25 protein-coding genes are annotated in these 25,671 nt (G+C 44.3%); 1 reads left to right on the plus strand and 24 read right to left on the minus strand.

The features are described 5' to 3' along the window. Positions 1-13 precede the first annotated feature (13 nt). A complete protein-coding gene (gene clpP, locus ACSQ8O_RS24705; protein WP_056613869.1) occupies positions 14-595 on the plus strand; it encodes an ATP-dependent Clp endopeptidase proteolytic subunit ClpP in 582 nt (193 codons plus the stop codon). A 276-nt stretch (positions 596-871) separates the two neighbouring features. On the opposite strand, the gene ACSQ8O_RS24710 is transcribed toward clpP, so the two are convergent. The 24 genes from ACSQ8O_RS24710 to ACSQ8O_RS24825 all read right to left on the minus strand — a co-directional run bounded on the left by ACSQ8O_RS24710 (position 872) and on the right by ACSQ8O_RS24825 (position 25,521). Further along, positions 872-2,056, minus strand: coding sequence for a M24 family metallopeptidase (locus ACSQ8O_RS24710; protein ID WP_436243782.1), 1,185 nt, complete (start codon positions 2,054-2,056; stop codon positions 872-874). Between the two features lie 513 nt (positions 2,057-2,569). Next, positions 2,570-3,025, minus strand: coding sequence for a hypothetical protein (locus tag ACSQ8O_RS24715; protein WP_436243783.1), 456 nt, complete (start codon positions 3,023-3,025; stop codon positions 2,570-2,572). 43 nt (positions 3,026-3,068) lie between these two features. Then, on the minus strand, positions 3,069-3,494 hold the full coding sequence (locus tag ACSQ8O_RS24720; protein ID WP_436243784.1) for a hypothetical protein: 426 nt from the start codon (positions 3,492-3,494) through the stop codon (positions 3,069-3,071). Continuing rightward, a complete protein-coding gene (locus ACSQ8O_RS24725) occupies positions 3,491-3,616 on the minus strand; it encodes a hypothetical protein (RefSeq protein ID WP_436243785.1) in 126 nt (41 codons plus the stop codon). Before ACSQ8O_RS24725 ends, ACSQ8O_RS24720 begins: the two co-directional genes overlap by 4 nt. Positions 3,617-3,653: 37 nt before the next feature. Then, positions 3,654-3,803: a hypothetical protein gene (locus ACSQ8O_RS24730; RefSeq protein ID WP_171628621.1), complete on the minus strand. Its 150-nt coding sequence runs from the start codon at positions 3,801-3,803 to the stop codon at positions 3,654-3,656. A gap of 22 nt (positions 3,804-3,825) precedes the next feature. Continuing rightward, positions 3,826-4,725, minus strand: coding sequence for a hypothetical protein (locus ACSQ8O_RS24735; protein WP_436243786.1), 900 nt, complete (start codon positions 4,723-4,725; stop codon positions 3,826-3,828). Positions 4,726-4,738: 13 nt separating this feature from the next. Beyond that, positions 4,739-5,671 carry a hypothetical protein gene (locus tag ACSQ8O_RS24740; RefSeq protein ID WP_436243787.1) on the minus strand — a complete coding sequence of 311 codons (933 nt, stop codon included), beginning with the start codon at positions 5,669-5,671 and terminating at the stop codon, positions 4,739-4,741. After that, entirely contained in the window at positions 5,668-7,179 is a 1,512-nt protein-coding gene (locus ACSQ8O_RS24745; RefSeq protein ID WP_436243788.1) for an ATPase, T2SS/T4P/T4SS family, read from the minus strand. Before ACSQ8O_RS24745 ends, ACSQ8O_RS24740 begins: the two co-directional genes overlap by 4 nt. A 23-nt stretch (positions 7,180-7,202) precedes the next feature. Further along, positions 7,203-8,438: a hypothetical protein gene (locus tag ACSQ8O_RS24750; protein WP_436243789.1), complete on the minus strand. Its 1,236-nt coding sequence runs from the start codon at positions 8,436-8,438 to the stop codon at positions 7,203-7,205. Between the two features lie 33 nt (positions 8,439-8,471). After that, on the minus strand, positions 8,472-9,179 hold the full coding sequence (locus ACSQ8O_RS24755) for a flagellar biosynthesis protein FlgA (protein WP_436243790.1): 708 nt from the start codon (positions 9,177-9,179) through the stop codon (positions 8,472-8,474). A gap of 199 nt (positions 9,180-9,378) precedes the next feature. After that, the gene (locus ACSQ8O_RS24760; protein ID WP_436243791.1) at positions 9,379-9,966 is read right to left on the minus strand and encodes a TetR family transcriptional regulator; all 588 of its coding nucleotides are present in this window, start codon (positions 9,964-9,966) and stop codon (positions 9,379-9,381) included. A 24-nt stretch (positions 9,967-9,990) separates the two neighbouring features. Further along, complete coding sequence (locus ACSQ8O_RS24765; RefSeq protein WP_436243792.1) at positions 9,991-11,154, minus strand: YhgE/Pip domain-containing protein; 1,164 nt, start codon at positions 11,152-11,154, stop codon at positions 9,991-9,993. Positions 11,155-11,440: 286 nt separating this feature from the next. After that, a complete protein-coding gene (locus ACSQ8O_RS24770; RefSeq protein WP_436243793.1) occupies positions 11,441-11,623 on the minus strand; it encodes a Gfo/Idh/MocA family oxidoreductase in 183 nt (60 codons plus the stop codon). A gap of 32 nt (positions 11,624-11,655) precedes the next feature. Continuing rightward, the gene (locus ACSQ8O_RS24775) at positions 11,656-12,822 is read right to left on the minus strand and encodes a Gfo/Idh/MocA family protein (RefSeq protein WP_436243794.1); all 1,167 of its coding nucleotides are present in this window, start codon (positions 12,820-12,822) and stop codon (positions 11,656-11,658) included. 34 nt (positions 12,823-12,856) lie between these two features. Beyond that, positions 12,857-13,060, minus strand: coding sequence for a hypothetical protein (locus ACSQ8O_RS24780; RefSeq protein ID WP_436243795.1), 204 nt, complete (start codon positions 13,058-13,060; stop codon positions 12,857-12,859). 181 nt (positions 13,061-13,241) lie between these two features. Further along, the gene (locus ACSQ8O_RS24785; RefSeq protein WP_056613832.1) at positions 13,242-14,903 is read right to left on the minus strand and encodes an extracellular solute-binding protein; all 1,662 of its coding nucleotides are present in this window, start codon (positions 14,901-14,903) and stop codon (positions 13,242-13,244) included. A gap of 88 nt (positions 14,904-14,991) precedes the next feature. Continuing rightward, positions 14,992-15,888, minus strand: a complete 897-nt coding sequence (locus tag ACSQ8O_RS24790) for a carbohydrate ABC transporter permease (protein ID WP_056613830.1) — start codon at positions 15,886-15,888, stop codon at positions 14,992-14,994. A gap of 16 nt (positions 15,889-15,904) precedes the next feature. After that, positions 15,905-16,873, minus strand: a complete 969-nt coding sequence (locus ACSQ8O_RS24795; RefSeq protein ID WP_056613827.1) for an ABC transporter permease — start codon at positions 16,871-16,873, stop codon at positions 15,905-15,907. Continuing rightward, positions 16,855-18,396 (minus strand): glycoside hydrolase family 43 protein, encoded by a 1,542-nt coding sequence (locus ACSQ8O_RS24800; protein ID WP_436243796.1) that lies wholly within the window; start codon positions 18,394-18,396, stop codon positions 16,855-16,857. The genes ACSQ8O_RS24795 and ACSQ8O_RS24800 overlap by 19 nt, the downstream gene beginning before the upstream one ends. 37 nt (positions 18,397-18,433) lie before the next feature. Continuing rightward, positions 18,434-20,044, minus strand: a complete 1,611-nt coding sequence (locus ACSQ8O_RS24805) for a response regulator transcription factor (protein WP_436243949.1) — start codon at positions 20,042-20,044, stop codon at positions 18,434-18,436. A gap of 1 nt (position 20,045) precedes the next feature. Next, complete coding sequence (locus tag ACSQ8O_RS24810; RefSeq protein ID WP_436243797.1) at positions 20,046-21,803, minus strand: sensor histidine kinase; 1,758 nt, start codon at positions 21,801-21,803, stop codon at positions 20,046-20,048. A gap of 80 nt (positions 21,804-21,883) precedes the next feature. Beyond that, entirely contained in the window at positions 21,884-22,810 is a 927-nt protein-coding gene (locus ACSQ8O_RS24815; RefSeq protein WP_436243798.1) for a carbohydrate ABC transporter permease, read from the minus strand. Between the two features lie 14 nt (positions 22,811-22,824). Further along, positions 22,825-23,727 (minus strand): ABC transporter permease, encoded by a 903-nt coding sequence (locus tag ACSQ8O_RS24820; protein ID WP_056613810.1) that lies wholly within the window; start codon positions 23,725-23,727, stop codon positions 22,825-22,827. A 66-nt stretch (positions 23,728-23,793) separates the two neighbouring features. Further along, entirely contained in the window at positions 23,794-25,521 is a 1,728-nt protein-coding gene (locus ACSQ8O_RS24825) for an extracellular solute-binding protein (RefSeq protein WP_235550456.1), read from the minus strand. Positions 25,522-25,671 lie beyond the last annotated feature (150 nt).

Genomic DNA, 25,671 nt, shown 5'->3' on the forward strand with positions numbered 1-25,671 from the left:
AAGGATGATTTCAATGAGCTTCATACCAATGGTAGTCGAACAAACCGCGCGCGGAGAGCGCTCGTATGATATTTACTCCAGATTGCTGAAAGACCGCATCGTGTTCCTCGGTACGGAAGTTAATGATCAAGTAGCGAACGCGATTATTGCCCAGCTTCTGTTCCTTTCCGCAGAGGATCCTGAGAAAGATATTTCGCTCTACATCAACTCGCCAGGCGGATCTACCTCAGCTGGTCTCGCAATTTATGACACGATGAACTTCATCAAACCTGATGTATCCACGATCTGCGTAGGTATGGCTGCCTCCATGGGCGCTGTTCTGCTGACAGCTGGTGCTCCGGGTAAGCGTTTTGCTCTACCGAATGCTGAAGTTATGATTCACCAACCTTGGGGAGGTACACAGGGTCAAGCGAGTGATATTCAAATACGCACCCAGCATATTCTTCGCACACGCAGCATTCTGAATGGCATCCTTGCCGAAACAACCAAACAACCGATCGAGAAAATCGAACGGGATACGGATCGCGATTACTTCTTAGAAGCAGAGGATGCGCGCGTGTACGGGTTGATTGATAAGGTAATTTCGCGAATTTAAACGAATATCTGCAAAATGAAAAAGGCTACCGAAGAGCTTACCTCTTGGTAGTCTTTCGTTTTATTTCATCGCATTAATAGTTGTGGCCTGCGCTAATTAAACTGCCTGCTGAACGGAGCGATGGGGAAAGTGGTGATAGTCGCCCTCGTAACCGGACATACAACTCATCCCTCTCCCCCGTGCTTCGCACAAAATAACAAAAACCCGCCATCCGTTTCCAAAGAAACAAGACAGCAGGTTTTACTGTATTCCGATGCGAAATCTCGCTAGTCTTCGTTATAGACGCCGTATCCCATCACGGGATACGGTCAATTTCTCGTACCCATCTTCGGTGATCAGATACGTATCTTCAATACCCACAACACCTCGCCCAGGGAAGGTGAACTTGGGCTCGATCGCGATGACCATGCCGGGCGCCAGCGGGTATTTGAATCCCTTGGCGAGAACGGGTAACTCGTCGATTTCGAGACCAATGCCGTGACCAAGGAATTTCACTTGGTCAGCGCCGTACCCCATGAAGTGGGCGCTGAGGCCAGCTACCTGTACTTGATCCAGCGCGAGCAGATACAAATGCTCGGCAATCGTGCCAGGCTGCAGCCTGGCTTCCGTGGCACGGAGGACCTCCTCCGCCACGTCATAGGCTCGCTGCAGCTCAGGGTCTAGATCTCCGATCACGAGCGTACGCGTCTGATCGATCAAGTACCCGTCGATGGTGCAGCCAATATCGACGAGAATCGGATCGCCGCGCTGAATCAGCGCGCGGCCTGAGCTCTGCGGGCTGGACGGGTGAAGCCCCGTGCCCCCGGCCGGCCCGTCAAAATAGGTGGGCACCGCTGCCGATGCGCCTGACGCGACCATTCCGGTGATTAACTCGGAATTGTACGCGCGCATGCGCATCAGCCCTTGGTGCCCGCGCAGTCTGAGCTGATGCTCGATGAGCGCCATCAGCTCAACTTCCGCCATCCCCTCACGAATGTGGGGGATGACCGCCTCCAGCGCGTCGTTAACGACGCGCGCTGCCGCCCGAATCGCCGTGACTTCGTCCGGCGATTTGATCATGCGCTGCTCTCGCACGAGCAGCGAGCCGTCCTCCCAGACCGCGCCGGGCAGCGCGGTCTGCAAGCGCACGTACAGCTGGACGGGTAACACGTCCAGCTCTGTCGCTATACGCAGCGGATCTCCCGCCGCTGCGTCACCGCCAAGGCGAGCGCGAAGCCGCTCGCCGAGCGTCTTCCAAGAGCCGAGCGCTTCGACGGCCGCTGCCGCTTCCTCCTCCGCTCGGACCAAACTTCGACGGACGAGATAGATCGCTTCGCCCTCCGTCGGAATGAACAAATACCCCGTCTGCATCGAGCCGCAGTAGTAATATATATCAACATTGTGCGTGACCAGGAAGCCTGACCACCCTCGCTTACGCATCTCATCTTGCAACCATTGCTGCCTTTGCTGAAAAATCGTCATCGAAATCGACTCCTATACGCCGTAGATTAACACCTCACCTTCACATTATACATGGAAATAACCTTTATCGCTCTAACGCTGCTCCATCGTCACTTTAACATCACTCATCAGCACTCCAGCACACTCTATCTACACTCTATCTACACTCCGATGATTCTCTTCCTCTAACTCCAGCTCCGTCTACCAACTCCAATGAAATAGATGGATTTCCTGTATCTAATTTGGTCACTTTTGGGCTCATTTGCGGAATAACTGGATTTCCTCCAGCTATATTCCTCGAATTTTGCGTAAATGAGTGATTACGAGCAGATTACCTGTACATTTTCCATCTATACTCAAATATTTATCTTTTCTACTCAAATTAGCTGTAAGTTTTCCAGTTAAACGGCGTGAGGGATGAGCGTAGGCGAGAGCGGGAGTGAAAGTGAGAGTGAAAATTGAGAGTGGAAGTGCGAGTGGGGGTAAGTCAAGGAAAGGCATGACAAGATGAGATGAGGGTGAGATCGGCCTGTCTCAATACACCATCTCCGCAGAAGACCTAATCGTCCAAGTAATCGGCTGCAAAACCGTATACGTCCGCGGAAAAGCCAACCGTATAAACATAATCACCCCAGGGCGTTCCAGAGTGACCGTGTAGTCCTGTGCATCATCTCGATACGTATAGGGAAATATTTCCCCCTCATTAACAATCTTAAATAAATCAACCACCACCGTGCTCTGCAAAAACGTATCCGGCAAAGGCTCATTGTCCGTATTTAATCGTAAATTGGCCTGCAAATACGCCATTGCAGCCTCTCTTGCTCTCGTTTCATCAATCGAATGAATCCCTTGTGCAAGCTTCGCTGCATCACTTTGTTGAGCAGCCGCATGCACAGCATTGTTCAGCCCATGTTTCCCCTGAAATACGGTATGCATAGCCAACTCTTCATCTGTTTGAAGCCCATAGAGCGACATAAAAACCACGCTCATTAACACCATTAATAGCAGCTTATACACGCCATTCCCTCAATTCTCATGGCACATATTCACTCATCTTCATGCCCGTCGCACCCATACGATCGGAAGCCAGCGGCACCGAAATGCCGACCAGCTGATCAATGACAAAAAGCCGCTGATACGGATACGTAATCGTTAAGCGCAAGCCCGTTCCTCGCCAGACCGGCGCATTTGCATCCATTCCACCAACACCTGAGTTGGTAGCCACCATATAGGCAAGCTCATCAACCAAGAAACCTCTTTCCGCCATACGCTCCTTGGACTCGGCAATCATCGCTGCATTAATATACCCATGGCTGCCGTTCGCCCCGACCTCGAGCAAATAATCGACTTCCTTCTGCAGCACAGCCTGTCGAACAATAATGATATGCTTGTACACCGGTGCGAACATGAACCAACAGAGCAGAGTCGCAAATAGTATAAACACCAAAATCTGCTTCATGGATTAATCCGCTCAATGGATCCACTAATTCTAGCCCCGCTGTTGCTAACCTGCTTGCGAGTTCCCGTGCTTCCCCCAACAACATCCATATAAATGCCGATTACAACAATCATCAACAGCACTGTTACAAGAATAGACCTCATACATGACCTGCCATCTCTATGGTGTAAGTGCCGTAATATTCGTATTTGCCGTCGTCCCATGGGTCCCGATATTTCGTCTCATACCTGTTGAGCCATCATTAATAATCGTCGTAAACAATAAAGCCACCACAATCAGCATCATCACCGTTACCAAAATATTTCTCATCTACTTACTCCCCCATCGCATGTTAGTTAATTGCATCAAATAATCGTTGCCCTTCGGCGATCCAAGGGTACATAAACACTCGGAAAGTATTCAATATCGGCAGACCCGCAAGTACAAAAAGCACATACGATACCGTTTCCTTCTTGCTGTCGCGAATCAATTCCATCTTCTCTTTGTAATCCTGAATACGCTGCTTTAGCAGCTCATAATAGCCTCCATGTTCATTCAACCTGAGCGCATTCAGCGTTTCTCCAAAGCTATGAGCTTCTTCCGTTCCTAGTCTCTTTTTAAAATGGGAAATCGCCTCTTCGGCCCCTTGATACCATTCATTGAGCAGCAGCTGAACATGAACTCGAGTCGATGTCGTCTGACCGACACATAGTGATAATTTGTCATGCAAGTTTAATTTCGAATCATTATAGTACAAGAGCTGTCGACTGATCGCATAAATATCCCGAACGATGCGCTGGGAACGCTTTTCTTTGAGCTGTGCAAGCACTTTGCCATCCCATATAAGAAAAATCGACACGACTGCTGCTCCAACTAACACATACGCAGGCTGCATATGCAAAGTAATCCAAGAATGCCCGAAAGCCGCATATCCCATCCCGCCTACTAGCAATGTCACTGCTAAAAGCAATCTTCTCGTTCCCTCATACAGGTTCGCATTCAGCCAAATCCCGCATCCCAACAGTAATTGGCGCTTCGCCTCCACCGCTTTCGTGCTCATGCCCAGCATTTTATACAACATTTGGGGTATTTCGGCCTCTTTGAGCGTGCTCTTTACCTGTAAAGATCGCCATCTTCTCTTACGTGCTGGTAAGTACCTTAACCCTTGGTGAATCAAGATCATAAAAAGTATAAATAAGAGCAAACGCGAAGCGTACTGCAGCATTAACAGCTGGGTATTGATCATAACCACAGTATTCACCTCCTCACATTCTTCGCATAGACAAGTAGATTCCCATCAGAAACGATATAAAAATCAATATAAGTGCATCCAAAATCATATTTCGACCAGCAGGATCAATCACATAATATAAATAGGCGTTATCCGCATTTACCTTAAAGTTAATCCACATGAATAAGACCATAAATCCAATTGGTGTAAAATTGGCAATGCGTATTTCCAATAGTCGATTTCTTTCCATCTGATCAAAGCGCTGTGCTTTCCGCATATCGGTGATCAGTTCCTTCAGGCTATCTCCGACAAAGCTTCCCTCTTTCAAAGCCACTCGCATGATTCCTGTAAAATAGTCCGCCCAGATGTGCCCAAGCGTCAGATTGAAAATTCGCAAGCTTTCCTCGGTATCCCTTTGTGTCATGAGATGACGATATAATTGCTCGAAAACAGGCTTAATCGGGTACAAAATACGATTTTCCTCTATACAATACTTCAGCGCAATTTTCATATTTTGATTAGGGTCCATCATATAAGACTGGAAAAACACTTCAACAGCCGGAAGAAACTCTAGTCTCGTTCGCAAACGGACACTTACCAACTTCACTCGAAGCAGCAAATACGGCAGCGAAGCGCCAATCATCGTCATAATAAGTGCGCCTTTGAAGGTTTGAAAAAAAACACCCCCAACCAATAAGCCGAATAACAACCCAATTAAACTTATCGTCAACATGGCTTGCATACTTAGTCTAGATTCGACGGATTCCAGCAACTCCTTCATATGGTTATATATCCAGCCCCATGTCTCCAAATAAGTGGATATTCTCGCGCTAACTGTAGCATTTCTTACATAGTGCAACCTGAATCTAGCCTTGCGTTGTCTAATAAGCAGCTCTAACAGAACTCGAAAAACGACATAGACGAGCACAAATAACAACAAGAGAAAGACATATTTGGCGAAAATCACGGTTCAAAACCGCCTTCTTTCTCTTCATTTTCGATAAATCCGTGCTCTCTCAACAGCGAATACTGTCTTCGATCAGCCTTCCTTATTTTTCGCGATGCATGAAGCGACAATTTCCCGGGAAATGTCCATTCGCCTGTCGAGTTGTCATAAAGTGCTAAATCCGTGACGAACACGCATTCATTTTCATAGCGATATTCGACGATTCGCACAATCTTTCTTTTCCCGTGAACAACCTGCATTTCAATGCCGATATGTGTCACAAATTCCGTAATCCTTTTCGTCAAACGCTTCGAATCCATCCCTCTGCCATCCAGCATACACATGTCAGTAATCGCATCCGGTACATCTTCCAGCTCACTCACATGGACCGTCGTCAAACTGCCCTCATGGCCACGTGTACAAGCACGAACATATAAATTGGCATCTTCATCCCTAATTTCTGCGTGACATATGCGCTTTGGAGACTGCCTTAATGCCAGTTTAAAAGCCTGCAAACCCGAATGCCTCGGATCTTCCTCGTCAATTTCGTATTCGACGATATTTTTATGAGGAAAATCTCGTTTTAAATTCAACTCGAATCGGGATTCGATCGTAATAATTCGTTCGTTATCGTCCATTTCGGCAATGAGCGCCTTAATTAAATTGGTTTTCCCTGAATTTGTCGGACCAATAACGACCAAATTGAAATACGTGTGGATGAAACAACGAAGTAACACTTCCATGCGGAAATCCATCGTGGCCAGATCTGGGGAAGCAAGCGAGGCTAAATCAAATCTTTTTACCGTGTAAAAACGTATCGTTAAGGTGGGTTCAGCCGTAAATCCGAAGCCAGTCATCGTTACACGTGACCCATCCTGCAGAACAACCTCTGCCCAACGCTTTCTAGGATTGAGGGTGTCGTGGTTAAATAACACTAAATTTTGTTGAATTCGCTCTAATTCTCGGATGGATGGAAGCTCGTAAGATGAAGGTGACGCCATTCCTCCACGTACTTCAAAAATCTGCCTCCCCACAACCTGAATCTCTTCCAATCCTTCCTTCTGTTTGAGGACGAGTTCAAGGACATTTAAGCCAATAATTTCAGCAAAAATCGCTTCAGGAAGCGTCGTATACCCACTTGTCCGAGGCGGGATGTCCGAAAGTCTCCTTTTCGACACGAGATCATGAATAATGGCCAGGAGCTTGCCACGATCCTCTTCATAACCTAGAATTGCGCGATTCAGCGTCTCGTTATACAGCTGTTTTTCAGTCTCTGATCTACCTTTCAGGGCAACCAACTCACTGCGAATCTCTTGCACCCATTGCTGGAAAAAGGCTTCCTCACCTGCGCCCGCGTGATCCTGAACACTGCCATTTCCACGCACTCCGTTAGTCTGTTCGACCATTCTATCGCCCAAATCATTAGCATCAGCTGCGTGTATTGTCAGGGAGCGTCCCAATCCCAACACAGCCTCTTCCGTCCTACGTTCATGCATGTAGGTAATCATCGAAAACCTTTTTCCACTCACTCCTTTACCCTCCTGATCCTGATTTAGCTGACCGCGCGTTTGCCGGCAATGAGCTTTTGGAACCATGTTTCCTGCCGCACGTTCATCTTCTGGGGCAGCTTGTAAAAATCAGCAAATTTCCGCGCTACCGCTTTCACCTCATGATGCATGGGGTGGGTTGGGCTCAACAGTTCCATCAGCTTACCTTGGTTACAACGTGCAAGCGCATCCCCATGTCGACTGACATGTCCAATTAAATGAAGCTGCGTTTCTTTGCGAATATCTTTGATCGTGAACTCGCTTTGCTTCGCATGCCGATCCGTTTGTACCGCCATAAGCTCGAAAGCATCTGGCTGCAAGCCAAACACAGATCCCACCTGCCTAATCCACCTCGAGAAATCCTCCTGAAAATGTGAAATATCCCCTGTCGTGACGACAATTTTGCTATCAGCTTCCAGCAGCCCGCTTACGGTCGCTGCATTATCCCAATACGCGCTTACTTCGATGATACAGATGTCAAAAGCGCCTCGCGCCACACGCAGTAAATGGATAATTTCTGATGGCGTGAAGAATTCCGCCTGTTCGCGCAGCATGTTGCCATAAAGAACATGTAGGCCATGTGCCTCTTTTGGCTTATCACAAACGTGGAGCAACCTTTCTGGTGTTAAGCTTTGAGCCTTCAGTTCCGCCCTCAATCCGTCTAACGTAAAAAGGTGCTCTTCACGACCCAAATACCGATGAAGCTTTGAACTTTTCAGATTCAAACAGAGGTAACCAACCTTCTTTGAAGTCTCCATCGCTAACATACAGGCTACTCCATAAGAAGCCAGTGTCGTACCAATATTCGGTGTTGAACCGACGAACGTTATTAATTTACCAGAAAGCGCCTGATTTAATTGACCCCCGTTTGACCCATCAACCCAGGCGCGGATTTCATCCGCAATCACAGCCGTACTGCGCCCTGGGAGGATATAATCCAATTTCATCAGCTTGCACATTTTCACATATTTCTCGTTGATTGAGGCATCGTGATAATTTGAAAGCAACACAATGATTTTCGTCGTTGGCTCTTGCCCTTGCATACCTTCAAGGAACTCCTCCAGCTCCCCGTACGAGAGCTCCCGATCCGAAAGAATGACATGGGAGTAAGATTGCTCCAATGATTTAGACTGTAAATCATTCGCCTCCGTAAATATTCGCCACCCGAACGGTTTGGCATACACCACATTCGTTAACTCATCAATTAATCGCTGATCTGTCGACACTAGCCCGATTTGCACATGGTTTCACCTCTCTTTTTGCCAAATTACATGCTACTCCTGGACTTGAATTGACGTGGAACTAAAAGCAATGACCAGCTTGGCCTTCTTCGCTGAGCATAATTGATCGATCTGAAGCCATTCGTTTTCCGTCAAATTCAAATTAATCTGATCTATGGCTCCATTGGCTTCCAGTCTGGAGGTATACATCTTTTGCTCATCTCCCTGGGCCTTGGACAACAAATTGGAGTTCTTCGGGTTGTCTACCTCCACATTGGCGGATGACTTCACAGAGGCCACCGTAATTTCCTTCTCATTAAACAACCTGCGTGAGCTGCCATCGCTCCCTGACACATACATACGAACCCGATCTCCGGCACGAATACCATTCGAAACCGTAAGTAGATACTCTTTGGGAATTTGAAAAGTTGCCTGTTGTTCATTAGGAAGGAGATGATAGCGATTCAACTTCCACTTCAGAATGGGCTCCTGTGTGCCTAAAGGAATCATGGACTCCTGTCCAACAACATCCGTAAGTTCCTTCATCATACTCGATGTATAGCTACCTTTCTGAATCGCCTTGAACTCGACCATATCGGCATGAATAAACTGACCTGCTCGAATAAAATCCTTCGGCACCACAACCTGAACTGTCTGCTGCAGCTCGACCTGATTCACTTGCAACACATAGACCCCGTATACGAGCAATCCAGCCAGCAATGCAACAACCACACTAATTAGCAGGCTTCTCCTGCGATTCAATCGATCACCTCCCTCTTCTCACCTACAAACACAACAAAAAAACGCAAACCCCGGAGAATTCATCTCCGAAATTTGCGTTCTTCGCAAATCAAACTATATGATTATCAGTTCGAAACAATACACTAAAAGTATCACATAAACTTCCAAATTTCAACATCTATTTACAATAAATTTGGAGTTATCAAATGAAAGCGCTCTGCTATTTGTGATACCCGAGAGCGCGCATGATGAATGCTGTCGTTTGCCCAATCAGCGTATCCATATCAGGGCGTTCCTCTGTAAACATCGGTTCGAAGAACTCTCGCTGCTTGTAGAAAAACATTGCTCCCAACACAAACATGAGCGTACTGTCCAGCCCTTCAAACTCATAGAGCCCCTCTTTTCTACCCTTGTCCAATAAATCACGAACCTTTTTCCACAGTGGGAAAACAAGCTCCCTCATTTTATCTACACGTGGGGTAATCGTGATAATCTCCATTTGAATCAAGCTGATCAGCTGCGGATCTTCGTTTCGAATTTTGACAACTTCTCTAATCACTTGTTGGATGCCAGCAAGGGGATCTTCCACTTCATAAAACTCCGTTAATTTAATTGCAGGAAAAAACTGCTTAAATATTTCATGGAAAACGCTCTCTTTTCCACCAAAATAATAGGAAACCAGAGCCACATTGGCCCCAGCCTCCTCACATATTTGACGTACGCTAGTCGCATCATAGCCATGCTGTGCAAACAGCTTTTTCGCGGCCAACAGAATTTTCATTTTCATATCTGACTCTTGATGAACCATGTCTAGCGCCCTCCTAATTCTTAGTTAAGCGTTTGATGGAACACTTCCTACCGATGGGACTACCTTGGTTTTTTTCGAAAATACAACCACCATATCAATGACAAGCGCCACCGCGGCAATCACAAATAAATAGCCAACTTCGCTGCCAACACCAGGTCCACCGAACAAAATATTCATCAACCCGTTCACTGCATATGTTGCCGGGAAGAAATTACTGATCGAGTGATAGAAATTAGACAGAAGCTCTCTCGGTACAATCGCACCTGATGAGACCAACTGCAGAGATAACATAGCAATGTTAAATAGCATACCTGCGTTCCCAAACAATGTCAAAAACATTTGAGCAACCAAGGCAAACGTCAATAAGAACAACGATTCAAAGCCCCATAGCGCAACAAATCCTTTATCCACGTGCCCTCCCAACGAAACAACCATGGTGGCACTGATAAGTCCAACCACTATCGTAGCAATCACCGTTATTCCGATGCGCGCTGCCATTTTTTGCGTTTTAGACAAAGAAGCACCTAGGAGATTGGTTGAAACACTGAAGTTCATTCCCATAATCATTGTACCTACAATAGAAGCTAGCACGAGCATCATCGGCAGCATTTGGTTCGGCATATCCTTTACTTTATTGGTGCTTTGGATATCTGAACTCACTTTACTCGCTAACCCTTGTGCAATCTGAGTCGCTTGCTCAGCCGGCAGCTGTGGGTTCATCTGTGTTAAGACAGCCAATGCCCCTGCCGCTACCGCCTCTTTATTTACCGTTGCCGTAATGTTCCCCGCCACAGCTTGCATGACTGACTTCGTCATCGACGGATTGGACTCATTAACCGTATAGGTAATCGGTACTGTTTGGCCTGGCGTTTGGAGTTTTTTCGAAAAATCCGATGAAATATGCATAACCATCTGCACTTCACGCATGTTTAGCTTGTTCTGAGCTTCTTCATTCGACGCGATAACCTCCGTTTGAAAAGGAAGATTGCCTTGCAGGCTTTGAACAATTTTGCCACCCATGGCTTGATCTTCATTCACGATCGCAATCTTCAAATTCTTCGTATTATCCGAAACTCCCGAATACCCAGTCATCCATATGATGCTAAACAACAACTGAAACGTAATCGCTGTAATAATCCCTACCTTAGTTGTTGCAGGCTTCAAAAAAGCCGCTATTGACGATCCCATTTTGACCACTCCTTATTATTAAACAATCATTTAAAACGAATGTTTAAATGATACGGCAGGAAGGATATTTTGTCAACTTGCTGTTACCAAAACCCCAGATGATAGTACAACGACAAGAAAATACCTTGAATATGAAAACCCTTCTATTCAACTCTTCTGCCCGTCTAGGTGAGCAAAGGCTGCCCTCAGAAAGAATATCCGCTGGCAGCCTAGTTTTTATTATTCAACTCTTGTTTCCACTAATTTAAATAACCTACTTAAAATAGAACGCGAGAGCAATAAGTCATTATATAGTAGCAACATTTCCAATCCCATACTCTTGCGCTCGGGATTCTGCCAATGGTAAATACGTATCCGTAATAGTTGTAATTTCACACTCATCTGGTAGCTTCAAGAATTCGTTGATATGAACATTACCAATATTGCCTGCGCCGATGACACCGATTTTAATTTTGCTTGTACTGCCCATAATTGTTAAACTCCTCTCAACTAGTCCTACTCTTAATCAAAATTATCAATCTTCACCCAAGTTTTGGTACGATGGCTTTCCAAAACAGCATCAATAATTTTCATGATCTGATGTCCGTCTGCAATAGAAGCAAATATCAGATTTCCTTTGATATGCTGCTGTCTTCTCTTCCAATTAACTTCATTATAGAAATCGATAAGCAGATTCTTGAATCCATCAGGCCATCCTTCTTGATGTCCGCCTGGGAAATGAGCTAACTCAGCGGCTTGAGGTAAGAGTAACGCAGGATCACGTAAAATCTCTATATTAGGCCTGTTCCTTTTGCCTTCCCATAATCGATTCGAATTCTCTTGGTCCCAATATAAACTTGATTCACACGCTGAAATTTCAAAGTGCAATTTATTTTTACGTCCGGCACTCACTTGGGACACGGTAAATACACCTGATATTCCATCTTCAAAATGGACTAAAACCGAACCGCAGTCTTCCGTGCTAACATCTATAACTTCGTACTCACCATCCTCATCCTTCGCATAGGTGGTACTACTTGTTATTGGCTTCTTCCTAGTCGGATGAATTGTCTTTAGATCAGCAAACACTTCGATTATTTGTTTTCCAAGAACAAACTGTAGGGTATCACACCAATGAGAACCAATATCTGCAATTGCTCTAGATGGTCCGCTTTTGCCAGGCTCAAGTCTCCAACTGTAATCTGTATCGTATAACAGCCAATCTTGCAAATATCCTCCAGTTACTAAATGTACTTGGCCGCAGATGGTATCTTGTACCATCTGCTTAGCCTGCATAACCATTGGAAAATGTCTGTAGTTAAAACAAACGCCATTTATGATCTCGTTTTTTTCCACCAGCGCTACTAACTCCGCGGATTCGGAGCTGTTCATTGCAAGCGGCTTCTCGGACATCAGATCCTTGCCTGCTAAAATTGCTGATTTATTAATATCAAAATGAAGAAAATTTGGGGTACAATTATGAATTACTTCGATAAGAGGATTGGACAGCATTTCTTCGTAGCTGCCATAGGCTAAAGGAATCCCGTAAATGTTAGCAACGCACTTTGCCTTTTCCTGTGTGCTCCCGGCAATAGCAACAATTTCTACGCCCGGAATACGTCTAAGTGATTCAATATGAAAATTTGCCGAAAATCCTGTACCAATTATTCCTACTTTAATCGTTTCCATGTTGTAACACTCCATTATTGAAGGATGCAAGCGGTTAATCTCTCGCTTCGTCACCAACATATTGTTCCAATAGCTTTAATTCATTTTCCAGACTTTTATATTTATCCTTTCGCTCTCCGTCACTTTCCACGATGGTATATTTGACATGTCCAAGTTCTTGAATTTTGCTATAGACACTCTTGAAATCAAAAGATCCTTCGCCCAAGTCTACGAACATATCAGGCTTCCTGTATTTCATATGAACCTCATGATAAGGTAACTTGTAATCCACTTCAGTTAGTTCTTCAAAAATGTTTAAAGGATGCTTCAGCCATTCTGAAGATCAAATGGATACTTCATGAAAAAAAGGTAGCCCTACTGTGAAGTAAGGGCTACCCGTTTAGAATGTTTTTTTTAAAAAAACACGAAAAACAACCTATTTATTTCTTTGAACCCTTCCATTTCGCATCGTACTCTTTTTGCATGATGGAAACGTACTCTTCAATGCCTATTTGTTTCAACTCTGCCTGGAATTTATCCCAATCCTTCTCAATATTCAGGTTGCCTACGATAAAGTCAGCCGTAGCCGCATCTAACCGCTTCTTAATCTCTGTCTTCAATTCATTATGTCGTTTTGAAGTATTAGGGTCAAAGAAAAACTTTGGCACTGAAACTTTCGGTGCCATTTTATCATATAATTTTGCAGCTTTGTAAAGTTCAGACTCCAAATCATAACCTGACTTCAGCGCTTCTCTTGCATCAGAACCGAAAGGCGGCCATCCTCCGTTAGTGCCACTCCAGTGCGCTTTATCAGGCTGTCCCCATATATCTTTGCCAATCAGCTTAAACTTAGCTGGTCCGCCATTAGCTGCAATTGAGTCCTTAGGCACTTCCCAGTTAACTCCAGGCACACCGTAGCGGCCTCTCAAGAAAGCCTCATTAGAGTACATAAAGTCAATTAGCTTCACGACTGCTTCAGGATGTTTGCTCTTGGCCGGAATGATGTATCGGTATGCGCCGACCATGCCATATTCGTTGTAAAAGGCCGTTTGAAAGCCATTAGGCCCCTTCAGAGGAGGTACGATTTCATAATTGGATTTGGTGGAATCGTTAGCTGCAAATGCATGCGGCCCACCATTCCCAACTGAACCAACGGTATTCCCGTTATTTAACTCTACCAATTGTCTCAACTGACTCTCATCGTTAGTGAACGATGACGTATCAATTAGCCCTTCTTTGTACAGCTTGTTCAGGTATCTTAATCCTTCTCTCCATTCCGGAGTGGTGAAAGCAGCAACAACTTTGTCATCTTTCACATAAAGCTCATTGCTGTCATGATAAGTGAATGCATTCATAATAAATTGGTGCACATTCGAGAACCAGCTTTTCGGTGAGCCAACCAATCCAATTTCGTCCTTCTTGCCGTTACCATTTGGATCCTTTTCTTTAACGGCCTTCAAATATTGATACAGCTCGTCTGTGGTTGTCGGCACGGACATGTTCAAAGTTTTAAGAAAGCTTTTGTTCACCCAGAAGCGCATCGCACGATCGCAATTATAGCAGACACCTACATCTGGTACGCCATATATATTTCCGTCCGGTGCGGTAGTGGCCTGCTTAATAGCAGGTAACTCGGTATACATTTTTTTCAAATTTGAGCCGTTCTTTTCAAGTAAATCCTTCATATTTAATAGTAGTCCTTGGGATCCATATGTTGCCAGCATGGAGTTGTCAAGGCCGAATTCACCCATAACTAGGTCACCGAGATCGCCCCCGGAGGATAGCTCCAAATTAAGCTTTGTCTTAGCATCCGCTGCAGGAAAGAGATTCCAGTTAATATGAATATTAGTCTGATCCTCAATCCAGGTCGTAAACTCATTCTTTCCATACTCCCATGACAACACGTAGGGACTGGCTGGCACCGTAACGGTGATGTTGATCTTTTCTTTAGAAAACGGCAATTGACCAGGCGCAGACAGACTTGCCGCTTCCTTGGATTCCGTTTTTCCCCCCTTCGCTTCTTTCTCGGAACTGCAAGCACTTAAAATCATAGAACTGGACATCACTAGAACAACAGCTCTTGTTAACAATCTTTTCTTCATTTACATGCTCCCCTCAGTTTTTTGATATCTATACAATGAATCGGCACTTTACTTATGGTTTACATAAGCATACACCGATTTATTGACTTTAACCTTTGATTGACCCGATCATGACTCCTTTTACAAAGTGCTTCTGGACGAACGGGTAAACAAGCCACACAGGCAGGCTAGCCACAATTATGACAGAGTATTTCAGTAGATCGGCCAAGCCTTGTTTCCTTGTCATCGTATCCGTATCCGTAATGCTGGATGGATCGATTTCACTCTGAATAAGAATATCCCTCAGAACGATTTGCAAGGGGAACAAATCTTTATTCTTTAAATAAATGAAAGCATTAAAGTAGGCGTTCCAATGGGATACGCCGTAGAATAAGACCAATACGGCTATAATTGATTTTGAGAGCGGAAGCACGATACTCCATAGAAACCTCACATGGGAGCATCCATCCATAGCAGCGGCTTCGTAAAGCTCATGACTGATGGTGGATTGGAAAAAGGTGCGCGCGATGATCATATTCCAAACGGCAATCGCGCCTGGCAGGAGCATCGCCCATCTCGTATCAATCATCCCCAACGATTTCATCAACAGATAGTTGGGAATCAATCCGCCGTGAAACAGCATTGTAAAAGCAAATAGGTACATGATTAGATTGCGGCCAACCATCGTTTTCCGAGAAAGCGGGTATGCAACCAGGATCGTCAGCACCACATTAATCGTGGTACCGACAACAGTATAAAACACTGTATTTCCGTAGGCGGGCATGATTCTCGAATCTTTAAAAACGGCGATATAGCCTTCCAAAGAAAAGTCAACCGGCCAAAGGAATACTTTTCCCGATATAATAGCCAGCTTATCGCTGAAAGAAGCGCTGAATACATAAATAAGCGGATAAAGTACGATTATCAGTGCGAGTAACAAGATCAAATCATTAATAAAATAAAATATTTTATCCGAATTCGTAAGCCTAGCTTTATTGGATTTCATGCGGCAGCCTCCTTTGTTACCATAGACTGGTATCTCCTACTCTTTTGGCTATTTGGTTGACGGATAAAATTAAGATCATATTGATGAAGGAATTAAAAAGGCCAATCGCAGTAGCATAGGCGTAATCCGGAGCGCTAGATGCTAGGCTGACCGAATAAACATACGTAGATATAACTTCCGAAGAACCAATATTCAGTGGATTTTGCATCAAGTAAATTTTCTCAAAGCCTATCCCCATAATCGTACCAACATTCAATATCAGCAGCGTTACAATCGTCGGCATAATACCTGGAATATCAACATGCCATATTCGCTGGAACCGACTTGCGCCGTCAATCATCGCTGCTTCATGAACTTCTTGACTGATCCCCGACAGTGCAGCCAGATAGATGATGGTCCCCCATCCTGTACTCTGCCATATTCCTGACCATACATAGATGGACTTAAACCAACCGGGATCACCCATGAAATTGAACGGCTCAATTCCAACTAAACCAAGCCCTGTATTGATAACACCGACCCGTGGATTCAAAAACTGCAGAATCATGCCAACCATAACGACCGTCGAAATAAAATATGGCATATAAGTAATAAATTGAACAGCTTGCTTAAACTTCGTTCTTATTGTTGCGTTCAATGCTAATGCCAGAATGATCGGGAGAGGAAACCCTGCGATTAGCTCATATAAACTGATAATAATCGTATTTTTTAACACTTTGATAAATTGGTATGAATTAAAAAATTTGGTGAAATGATCCATGCCAACCCAAGGGCTTCCCCATATACCTTCAAGAATTCTGAAATTTTTGAATGCTAGTTGAAGGCCATACATCGGAACGTACTGGAAAAGAATTAACCATATCACTGGCAATAAAATAATCAAATATAGTTGGTAATCATGCCTCATTTGTTTGAGCACACGGAGGCGGTCTTTTTGCCTAATTTCTTTCGTGACTTCAGCAGCATTCAATGTTGTATGTGCCATTTATCATCATCAGCTCCTTTACACACAAAGTGAAAATAATCAAAATCCGCATGTCCACCAACATGTCTAGTTGCATAATTAAACAACCCGATTCGGTAGCCCATAAAATGATCCAATGTATATATCATCTTCAATGGACTTCCAATTTTCTTCCAATCTTCTCCGTTGCTAGAAAAGTAAAAATTTGCCATATCAACACTGTTTTCAAAATCGAAATGAATTTTCAAATAAATCAGACTACCCTCGAATGAATGCTTTTCGACTGTTTCTTCATCACATTCACCTCGTTTGACACACATTGCAACTTGGCGCTCACCGTTTTCTGTGATTTGCACGCCTACAGTTCCAAATTGATTCTGTAATGCAACTAAACCTGCGTGGTCACCCGGTCTCATATGGGAAACATCCAACATGGTAATCCCGATGCATGCCGGACCTTCCGTCCGTTGTGTTAATGTATTTCTTGAAAATAATACATTTTTAGAAATATTTCCCGTTTGTAGCCGCAGCCATCCCCAGCGCGCAGTTACAGACCATAACCGATTATCTGGATTATGATTCCACTGCCAATTCAGGATCAATTTATTTTCTGAATATTCAAACTCATCACTTTGCACCAAAGATATAGGATTCGTACTTGGCAATTGTGCTTTAAATGCCAATAGCGCTTTTCCGTCCATACCTATAACAGGCCAATCCTCCACCCAAGATAATGGCTGTACGATTGGAATACGTCCCACAGCATCGTGATCTTGAAATAATACCGCATACCACTCATTGGTTGGCGTATCGACAATACCGCCTTGAGCAATACCGTGATTACGATAGCCCAGGTCGTCATCGAGAATTACTTTATGTTCATAAGGCCCCAAAAGTCCTCGTGAGCGATAACAAAGTTGTCTTCGACGACGATTTCCGGTATTTGGCCATTCAATAAAAAATAAATAATAGTAGCCATTCAACTTATAGGCATGACATCCCTCGCACCTCAGCATGATCCCCTTATGCTCTGTCTCGAGAAGCAGTTGATTGACGCCGCCTAATTTAATTGCCGAAACATCAGACATCAACTCTGTAATGTAAATATTCCCATTGCCATGTAGAACATAGACACGCTCTTCGTCAAACAGCAGACTCGGATCATGATATACGCCTTGGAATACGGTGCGTTCCCATTGTCCATTCTCAATATCAGCAGTCCGGAACACATAGAACTGTTTCATATCATTGCACGAGAAACACACATAATACAGGCCATTATGATAACGTAAATTTGCAGCCCAAGATCCTTTCCCATAAATGCCGATCCCATCCAACAAATTATGAGCATCGTTATCCTCCAAGGTATCGTAGACATAGTTTACGATTGTCCAATACTGCAAATTATCTGATTTCATGATTGGGCATCCGGGCATCGAATGCATGCTTGTGCTTACCATATAGTAAGCTGTCCCCACTCTAATGACACTAATGTCCGGAACATCAGCCCAAATGATTGGATTTGTAATTATCAGACTCCCCATCGCCATTTCTCCTCAATGATATTAAGAACACACGTTCTTAATCACGCAAAATCTCCCGATATTCAACTGGTGTCATCCCCGTTAATTTCTTGAAAAATCGAGTAAACGAATGCGGGGTTTCGTACCCCACCTGAGAACCCACTTCAGCAATCTTCAGTACATCTTGCTTGAGCAAATTTTTGGCTTTCTCTACTCTTACTTCATCAATATAATCCGACAGATTGACGCCACTTTCCTGTTTAAAAAGCCTCGATAAATAAGATGGATTGAAATGAATCACGCTGGCTAAACGTACGAGAGACAAGTCCTCGCCTATGTGCTCCTCGATATACGAACGAATCTTCTCAACCACTGCAGCCGCCCTATTGCGTTCTACGCTCAATCTGAGATCAAACAAGGATTCTGCCATCTTTTTCAAAAACTCAAAACTATCATGCCTTGAAGCATGCATATCTCTTTGCATAAGACCTGTTGTTCCAACCTTTTCATGCAGTTCCCAACGGTTTATATATGACAAAAGGAGCAGCGCTATCGTATAATAAAGCTCCAAATGAAAAGGTCCCCAACTTCCACGCTCGTCAAATACCGACTCAGTCAGTTCTCGCAACAGTTGGAGAAACCCCTCTTTATTCCCGCCTTCAAGATGAATCGCCAATGACTCCGCCTTTTCTCTCAGTGTTCGTGAATGTGCTGCAGTTTCTATCGTTTCAAAGTTAACTGTATGGACCATCTGAGCGCCGTCGCCTGCTCGCCAAAATTGCTGACTTCTAACTCGGTCATATACCTCAGATAGTTGCTTCCATTCACAGGGGTCAGCGCAACATGTAATGGCAAAAGTCAGTCCCATAGATTCAAAACAAGCTTGCTGGATAAGCTCAAATTGTCCTTCTAGAAACTTTACTGTGCGGGCATAGGATTCGTCCGATTCTGATCCATGGCCAGGCATCGGCTGAATAAGCCAGACGAGACCACCGTAACGATCAATGATTCCAAGACAGCTTGTTCGTTCCGCGAGAAATGTATCTGCCAAAAACTTTACGGCTAGAGCTGTCTCCTGACTTTCGGCAAAAGAGTAATTCATATCCTTTCTCTGCGAGTCACCTATTGCCATTAGAACAGGCAGATTTGGATCGAGAACAATTCCTAATTTGCTGAAATCAGATGCTAACTCCTCCATTTCCCGCGTTCCCTGCAACAAGTACTGGAAGTAATTCCCTTGAGCAAGAGTTTCAAGTGTGGTAAGTTTCTCTCTCGACTGCATGACGAGATGGTCGAATTTCAAACTTTTTTCCAGTTCATGAATAGCATCCCTGACTGCATTAATAATTACTTCATATTCTTCGCTCTTTAGGAGGTAACTGACTCCCGGTGTTTGAATCGCTTGATAGACGTAATCAAAATCATTATACCCCGTTAAAAAAATGATTTTGCAATGCGACCAATTATTCCGAATGTAGGTCATTAGCTCAAGGCCATCCATACCAGGCATACGGATATCAGACAGCACGATGTCCACTCTCGTTGTCCTCATCCAAGCTACTGCTTCTTCGCCTGAATAAGCTTTGTACAAATCAAGATCCAGATTTAATTGACTAAATATATCAAACAAACCATCCGTTATGATCTCCTCATCATCAACGATCAGCATTCTAATCACGAGCTTCACCCCCTTTTAAGGGAAAACTAATAGTTACTTTTAATCCCCCGTACTCACTCCGACTTATTCCAAGACCGTATGATTCACCAAACGTGCTCTTAATTCGTCGATGAATATTTACCAATCCTGTCGTTTCCATATGATTATCAACGTTATCCAAGTTTTCTAAAATACTTTGCAAACTCTTGTCCGTTAAGTTCTCACCGTTATCTTCCACCACGATGAGGATTTCCGTCTCTATGATCTCGAAGCGGATGACAATCAATCCATTCTGTTTCATTTGTTCCAGGCTGTGTTCGAATGCATTTTCAATGATGGGCTGAACGATCAACCGCGGCACTAACACCCGCTCGATTTCCTGCGGGAGAGCGTCGAATTGCACTCGAATACGCCGCGAGAAGCGTAGCTGTTGAATCTCCGTATACATTCTGGCATGATGAATTTCTTGTTTCAGTACAATCTCATCAGAAGCATTCCTTGTGACAAATTGAAAATATTCGCCAAGCTGAGTTGTGAACTGTCCGATTCGATCCAAGTCTCCCATTTTTGCCATCGTTCTCAAAATAAAGAAACTGTTGTATAGAAAATGTGGATTAATCTGAGATTGAAGCTGCTTTAGCTCAGCCCGCTGAGTCATTATTTTCTGTTTATAAACTTGATCGATCAGAGAACGAAGATTTCCGACCATTTGATTAAACCGTCCATACAGGTAACCGAATTCATCATTAGACTTATGCTGGATGTTTACCTCAAGATCTCCATTCTCCATACGCCGAAAACTTTTTACGAGCGTTAACAACGGCTTGTGAATAAACTGGTAAGTGTAATAGGCATATATCGCAATTACCACTACTGCTGCAAAAATAAACAACCACGCCCACATATAAAACTTATCCAGCGGTTTCTTAATCATTTGTTCAGGAATGAACCGGTATATGGACATACTTAGATAATCAGACACTGCAAAAGCAGTATAGTAACGACTTCCAGTTATGGAAAGAGTTCCAGTGTTATGAATATCAGATTCTTTTATTTGTTGAACGATTGAAGTCATATCCAGACGCAAGAGTTCTAGTGCCCCACTCCTGAGAATGATACTGGAGTTCTTCGGGGTCATTACAGTTCCGCTGCCGGTATAGGTGTTGAACTGGCCTAACGCTTCCTGTAGTCGAGCTTGATCAAGCTCGATTTCAATAATGAACAGCGGTTGATTCCCATTGGTTCCGCTTTTCCTAACCGCACTTAAATATAATCCTCCATTCCACTCAATAAGCTGGTTATTCCGGTTGCCTAAGGTCGCGCGAAGTCCATAATACCGCTCGATATCAATATCACGAGGACCGTTAGCGGATGAAATCGTTTTTGATACCTGATAGATGTGGGCGCTCACATTTTTAATATAGGGACTGCTGTTTTGAATGACGTAAAGTCGTTTGCGCAGTGAATTAATTTTTTCAGTGCGCGTGAATACATCCATCGTATTCCAAGTTAGTGTGAGTTCATTGAGATCTTCATCCTCTAGAATGCCATACTGAAGAATCTTCATCCGTTCTACTTCGTTCTCAAGATCGCTTAGAAAGAAGGTGATCTGAGAAACCGCAGTTTTAGAGATATCTTCACTAGCCGTCTGAACAATCCAACTATACAGGTAGACGCCAAAGAAAATAATTGGCAGCATGATACACATAAATGTGATAAGCAGTCGTAGGAAAATTGTATTTTTCAAAGAAAGCGGGTTACGGTTTATCAAGGCACAAGCCTCCAACTTTTTTCTTCAATTATAGCCTGAAACCCTGAACTCTCCTAAATTAGACATCCCTCATCCACCCGTCACCCCTTCACACTGCCAAGTACAATTCCTTTCACAAAATACTTCTGCAAAAACGGGTACGCCATAATAATGGGAAGCGAGCCCAGAAAAATCTGTGATGCTTTTAATGTTCGGTCGGAAATGAGTGCCATATTCAACGCTTCGTCGCGCGACATGTTCGTTAAATTTTGTTGTATGACGATCGTTTGAATATAACTTTGCAAGGGATAGTGGCTCGGATCTCCCATTAGCAATAGTCCATCAAACCAACTGTTCCAATGCTCAACCATCGAAAATAAGGCTAGCGTTGCAAGTGCAGGTTTGGATATCGGCACATATATTCGCCATAGTGTCGTCCAGTAGCCAGCGCCGTCCATGACAGCTGCCTCCTCCAACTCTTTAGGCACCTCCCGAAAAAAGTTGAGCAGCAAGACTACACTGAATACAGGAACCGCTCCTGGTAAAACAAGTGCCCAGATGGTATCAAGGAGGTTGTACTGCTTAAGCGTTGTGTACCAAGGGATTAAGCCTCCGTGAAAAAGCATCGTCATGAAAAATATCCAAGCGTACATCGCTCGCAGGCGGAACGTCTTCGATTCCTTGGATAAAGGAAATGCAACGAGAATCGTCATGATTAAATTTAATGGCGTCCCAATCGCTATCCGCTCTATTGAAACAAGCATGGATTGCCAAAATGCCTCACGGCTAGCTGTAAACGCATATGACGCCAATGTGAAATCGACCGGCCACAGCTTCACATGCCCTGCTGCCGCTGCCGTACTTGAACTGAACGAAACGGCGACGATATGAATTAATGGAAGAACACATATCAACGATACCACTATGAGAAAGGAACTATTCAGAACGGAAAACCATTCGAACCGTCTTCGATTGTGGGGGGCCCGTTTTTGTGCCTCATATTCCGATCTTGGTGATGGCTGTACCACTGTTTTCCCTCCTCCTAGAAGATTCTATATTTCGCAAAACGATACGCAACAAAGTAAGAGCCGGAAATCAATATCAGCGAAACCAGAGACTTGAATAGTCCCACCGCCGTTGCTACACCGTATTGGGCATCCAGCAAACCGATTCGATATACAAACGTATCCAGGATATCGCCGCTCTCATACACCTGTGGACTATATAAATTGAACACTTGATCGAACCCTGCGTTCAGCAACTGTCCTAAACTTAGAACCGACAACAGAACGATGACCATGCGCATGCCGGGAATCGTGATATACCACATCTTATGCCAGCGGTTAGCGCCATCTATCGTTGCAGATTCATATAAACCGGGATCAATACCTGTGATAGCTGCCAAATAAACGATTGTCCCATAACCAAAGTTTTTCCATATATCCGATGATACGAGCGTAAACGGAAACCATTGGTTGTCCCCAAGAAAAAATATTTTTTCAATCCCGAGAGTACCTAATAGTTGGTTAACAATACCGTTCGAAGGCGATAAAATATCGATGAGTATACCGCCCAGCACGACCCATGACAAAAAGTACGGTAAATAAATAGTCGTTTGTACACTTCTTTTAATCACCTCATTCTTCAATTCGTTAAGAAGAATGGCGAATACAATCGGCACAAGTAAGCCAAGAATAAGCTTAAGACTTGAAATAAATAGCGTATTCCACAGAATCTGATTAAAGCTGGGCAAGTTCATGACATAATCAAAGTTATCTAAACCAATCCAGCGCTGATCACCGAAGAGCCCCTTCGCTGGAATGAACTTCTGAAACGCGATAATAATTCCCGCCATGGGCACATAGGAAAATAAAATAACAAGTATCAGTCCTGGCAATATCATCAGATGCAGCGGAAGCTCTCTCCATATTTGTTTAGTTCCCATATCCACCCTCCATCTTTTGAAACAAAATAAGCAGAGGAAGAAAAGTAAATCCTCCTCTGCCCGTCGCTACTTCTTCGTTGCCATATACCAGTCGTTTACTTCTTTCGTAATTTGCTCTCCGCCCAGCTTCGCCCAATCTTTGGCAAATTTATCGAATTCATCGATAGATCCACCCATAATGATCTTCATGTACGTTTCATTCATTAACTTTTCCAACGTTGATTTACGCTCAACCATGGTAGGCGTAGGTGCGCCAACGAACTTATCCATCAGGAACTGATTATTTTTGTCATACTGGTCAACGACTCCCTCGGAACCTTCGGGACCATAGATCCGCTCCCATCCCCAGAGTGCAAATCCTTCCTTCGATTTCGAATTGTAAGCCTCAAGCTTCCCTTGAATGGTTTTGGCCTCTCCCTTCAATGCTGAGAAGTTGTTGGCTTTACGCGCTGCATCAATCGCTCTAAATGCCTCTACGTTCTTCTTTACCGGTGCAGGCATGACCGGGGATAGCTGCCAGACACTCTCCGCTTCCGGCGGTGCGTAATATTTATCAAACTCCGCTGTAGCGCCGAAGTTTTTCTCCAAGTGCAGATTGAACATCTTGATGACGGCTTCGGGATGCTTGAATCCCTTTTTAACCGCAAAGAACTTGGTCGTACTGAACTTCAGAGGCACTTTAGGTGTATCGCCCGTCTCGGAAACAATCGGATAGGCCCGCCATTGCGCGTTCGGGTCGTTGTTGCGATTCAATTGAAGCGGCCAAATGGAATTCCATTGTTCGCCGTATTCCATTCCGATCTTTCCGGCAGCGATGGTCTCGGAAACCTTGCCGCCATCTTTAATACCGAATTCCTGATCCAGCTCTCCGTTCTTAAACATGCTCTGAAGAGCTTGAAGCCCTTTCTTCACTTCCGGCTGGATGCCGCCAAAAACTAGTTTTCCGGATGCGTCAGCCAGCCACATGTTTGGATAAGCCTTGTACCCGGCCATCCATCCTTCCAATCCCATGGCTCCGCCCCACAGCCCTTTGGTTAAGCCAAGGCCAAATGTATCTTTTTTCCCGTTGCCGTCAGGGTCTTTTTCCGCAAAAGCTTTTGAAATCGCCTGCACATCCGCCATCGTTTTCGGAGCCTGCATGCCTACCTTGGTTAGCCAATCTGTACGAATCCAGATGAACATCGCACGTTCGAGCGAAGAATCGACCTGCGGAATCGCCATCAGCTTGCCGTCAATCGTAGCGGCGTCAAAGGGGCTTTTCCCTTCCTGCGACAAGATTTCTTTCGTTAATGGCGAGGCATACTTCTGGTATAAGGCTGTCATATCTTCAATTTGACCGGCATCGGCCAATTGCTTTAATTGCGTCGCATTGACTTGGATCACATCAGGCAGGTCGCCAGAAGCAAGCGTTACATTCAGCTTTTGCAAGTATTGCTCTGAAGAATCGCTTCCTTTTACGACCCAATTATTTTTAATCGAGACGCCCAGCTGATCTTTGTATAAACGCGTCCAGCGATTGTCTTCAAAGGTTTCACCCTTTAGCGCGCCAAGTACGTTGTTTTCTACAACATCGCTGAGATTGCGAACAAACGATACCGTGATTGGCGGATCATATTTGCCAAGCGGCTCTGCTGCTGCACCCTTCGCATCATTAGTTCCGGCAGTGCTCACTGCTTCCTTTGCTGCTTCTTTCTTCTCGGTTGATTCATCTTGACTGCTGCATGCGGACAAGAGCGTAGACATGGCTAAGATTGAAACGGATAACGTTTTCATTTTGTGCTTCATAAGTTTCATGAACATCCCCATTTCTAGTTTTAACGATTCTCTTACTGTGACACTGTGTAATGTGTACGCTTTCATTATAGGACCCACACCAGAGCTGAACAATGTACAACTCTTTACTTTACTTACCCATCGTTGCTGAGTTGTAAGCGCAATCAAACT

It is taken from the genome of Paenibacillus sp. LjRoot56, assembly GCF_964253335.1.
Classification (GTDB): domain Bacteria; phylum Bacillota; class Bacilli; order Paenibacillales; family NBRC-103111; genus Paenibacillus_E; species Paenibacillus_E allorhizoplanae.

Bases quoted from the DNA above. Each gene is read 5' to 3' on its own strand.
- clpP (WP_056613869.1), top strand. From the start codon at position 14: ATGAGCTTCATACCAATGGTAGTCGAACAAACCGCGCGCGGAGAGCGC.
- ACSQ8O_RS24710 (WP_436243782.1), bottom strand. From the start codon at position 2,056: ATGACGATTTTTCAGCAAAGGCAGCAATGGTTGCAAGATGAGATGCGT.
- ACSQ8O_RS24715 (WP_436243783.1), bottom strand. From the start codon at position 3,025: ATGAGCGTGGTTTTTATGTCGCTCTATGGGCTTCAAACAGATGAAGAG.
- ACSQ8O_RS24720 (WP_436243784.1), bottom strand. From the start codon at position 3,494: ATGAAGCAGATTTTGGTGTTTATACTATTTGCGACTCTGCTCTGTTGG.
- ACSQ8O_RS24730 (WP_171628621.1), bottom strand. From the start codon at position 3,803: ATGAGAAATATTTTGGTAACGGTGATGATGCTGATTGTGGTGGCTTTA.
- ACSQ8O_RS24760 (WP_436243791.1), bottom strand. From the start codon at position 9,966: ATGGTTCATCAAGAGTCAGATATGAAAATGAAAATTCTGTTGGCCGCG.
- ACSQ8O_RS24765 (WP_436243792.1), bottom strand. From the start codon at position 11,154: ATGGGATCGTCAATAGCGGCTTTTTTGAAGCCTGCAACAACTAAGGTA.
- ACSQ8O_RS24770 (WP_436243793.1), bottom strand. From the start codon at position 11,623: ATGGGCAGTACAAGCAAAATTAAAATCGGTGTCATCGGCGCAGGCAAT.
- ACSQ8O_RS24775 (WP_436243794.1), bottom strand. From the start codon at position 12,822: ATGGAAACGATTAAAGTAGGAATAATTGGTACAGGATTTTCGGCAAAT.
- ACSQ8O_RS24780 (WP_436243795.1), bottom strand. From the start codon at position 13,060: ATGAAATACAGGAAGCCTGATATGTTCGTAGACTTGGGCGAAGGATCT.
- ACSQ8O_RS24785 (WP_056613832.1), bottom strand. From the start codon at position 14,903: ATGAAGAAAAGATTGTTAACAAGAGCTGTTGTTCTAGTGATGTCCAGT.
- ACSQ8O_RS24790 (WP_056613830.1), bottom strand. From the start codon at position 15,888: ATGAAATCCAATAAAGCTAGGCTTACGAATTCGGATAAAATATTTTAT.
- ACSQ8O_RS24795 (WP_056613827.1), bottom strand. From the start codon at position 16,873: ATGGCACATACAACATTGAATGCTGCTGAAGTCACGAAAGAAATTAGG.
- ACSQ8O_RS24800 (WP_436243796.1), bottom strand. From the start codon at position 18,396: ATGGGGAGTCTGATAATTACAAATCCAATCATTTGGGCTGATGTTCCG.
- ACSQ8O_RS24805 (WP_436243949.1), bottom strand. From the start codon at position 20,044: ATGCTGATCGTTGATGATGAGGAGATCATAACGGATGGTTTGTTTGAT.
- ACSQ8O_RS24820 (WP_056613810.1), bottom strand. From the start codon at position 23,727: ATGGGAACTAAACAAATATGGAGAGAGCTTCCGCTGCATCTGATGATA.
- ACSQ8O_RS24825 (WP_235550456.1), bottom strand. From the start codon at position 25,521: ATGAAACTTATGAAGCACAAAATGAAAACGTTATCCGTTTCAATCTTA.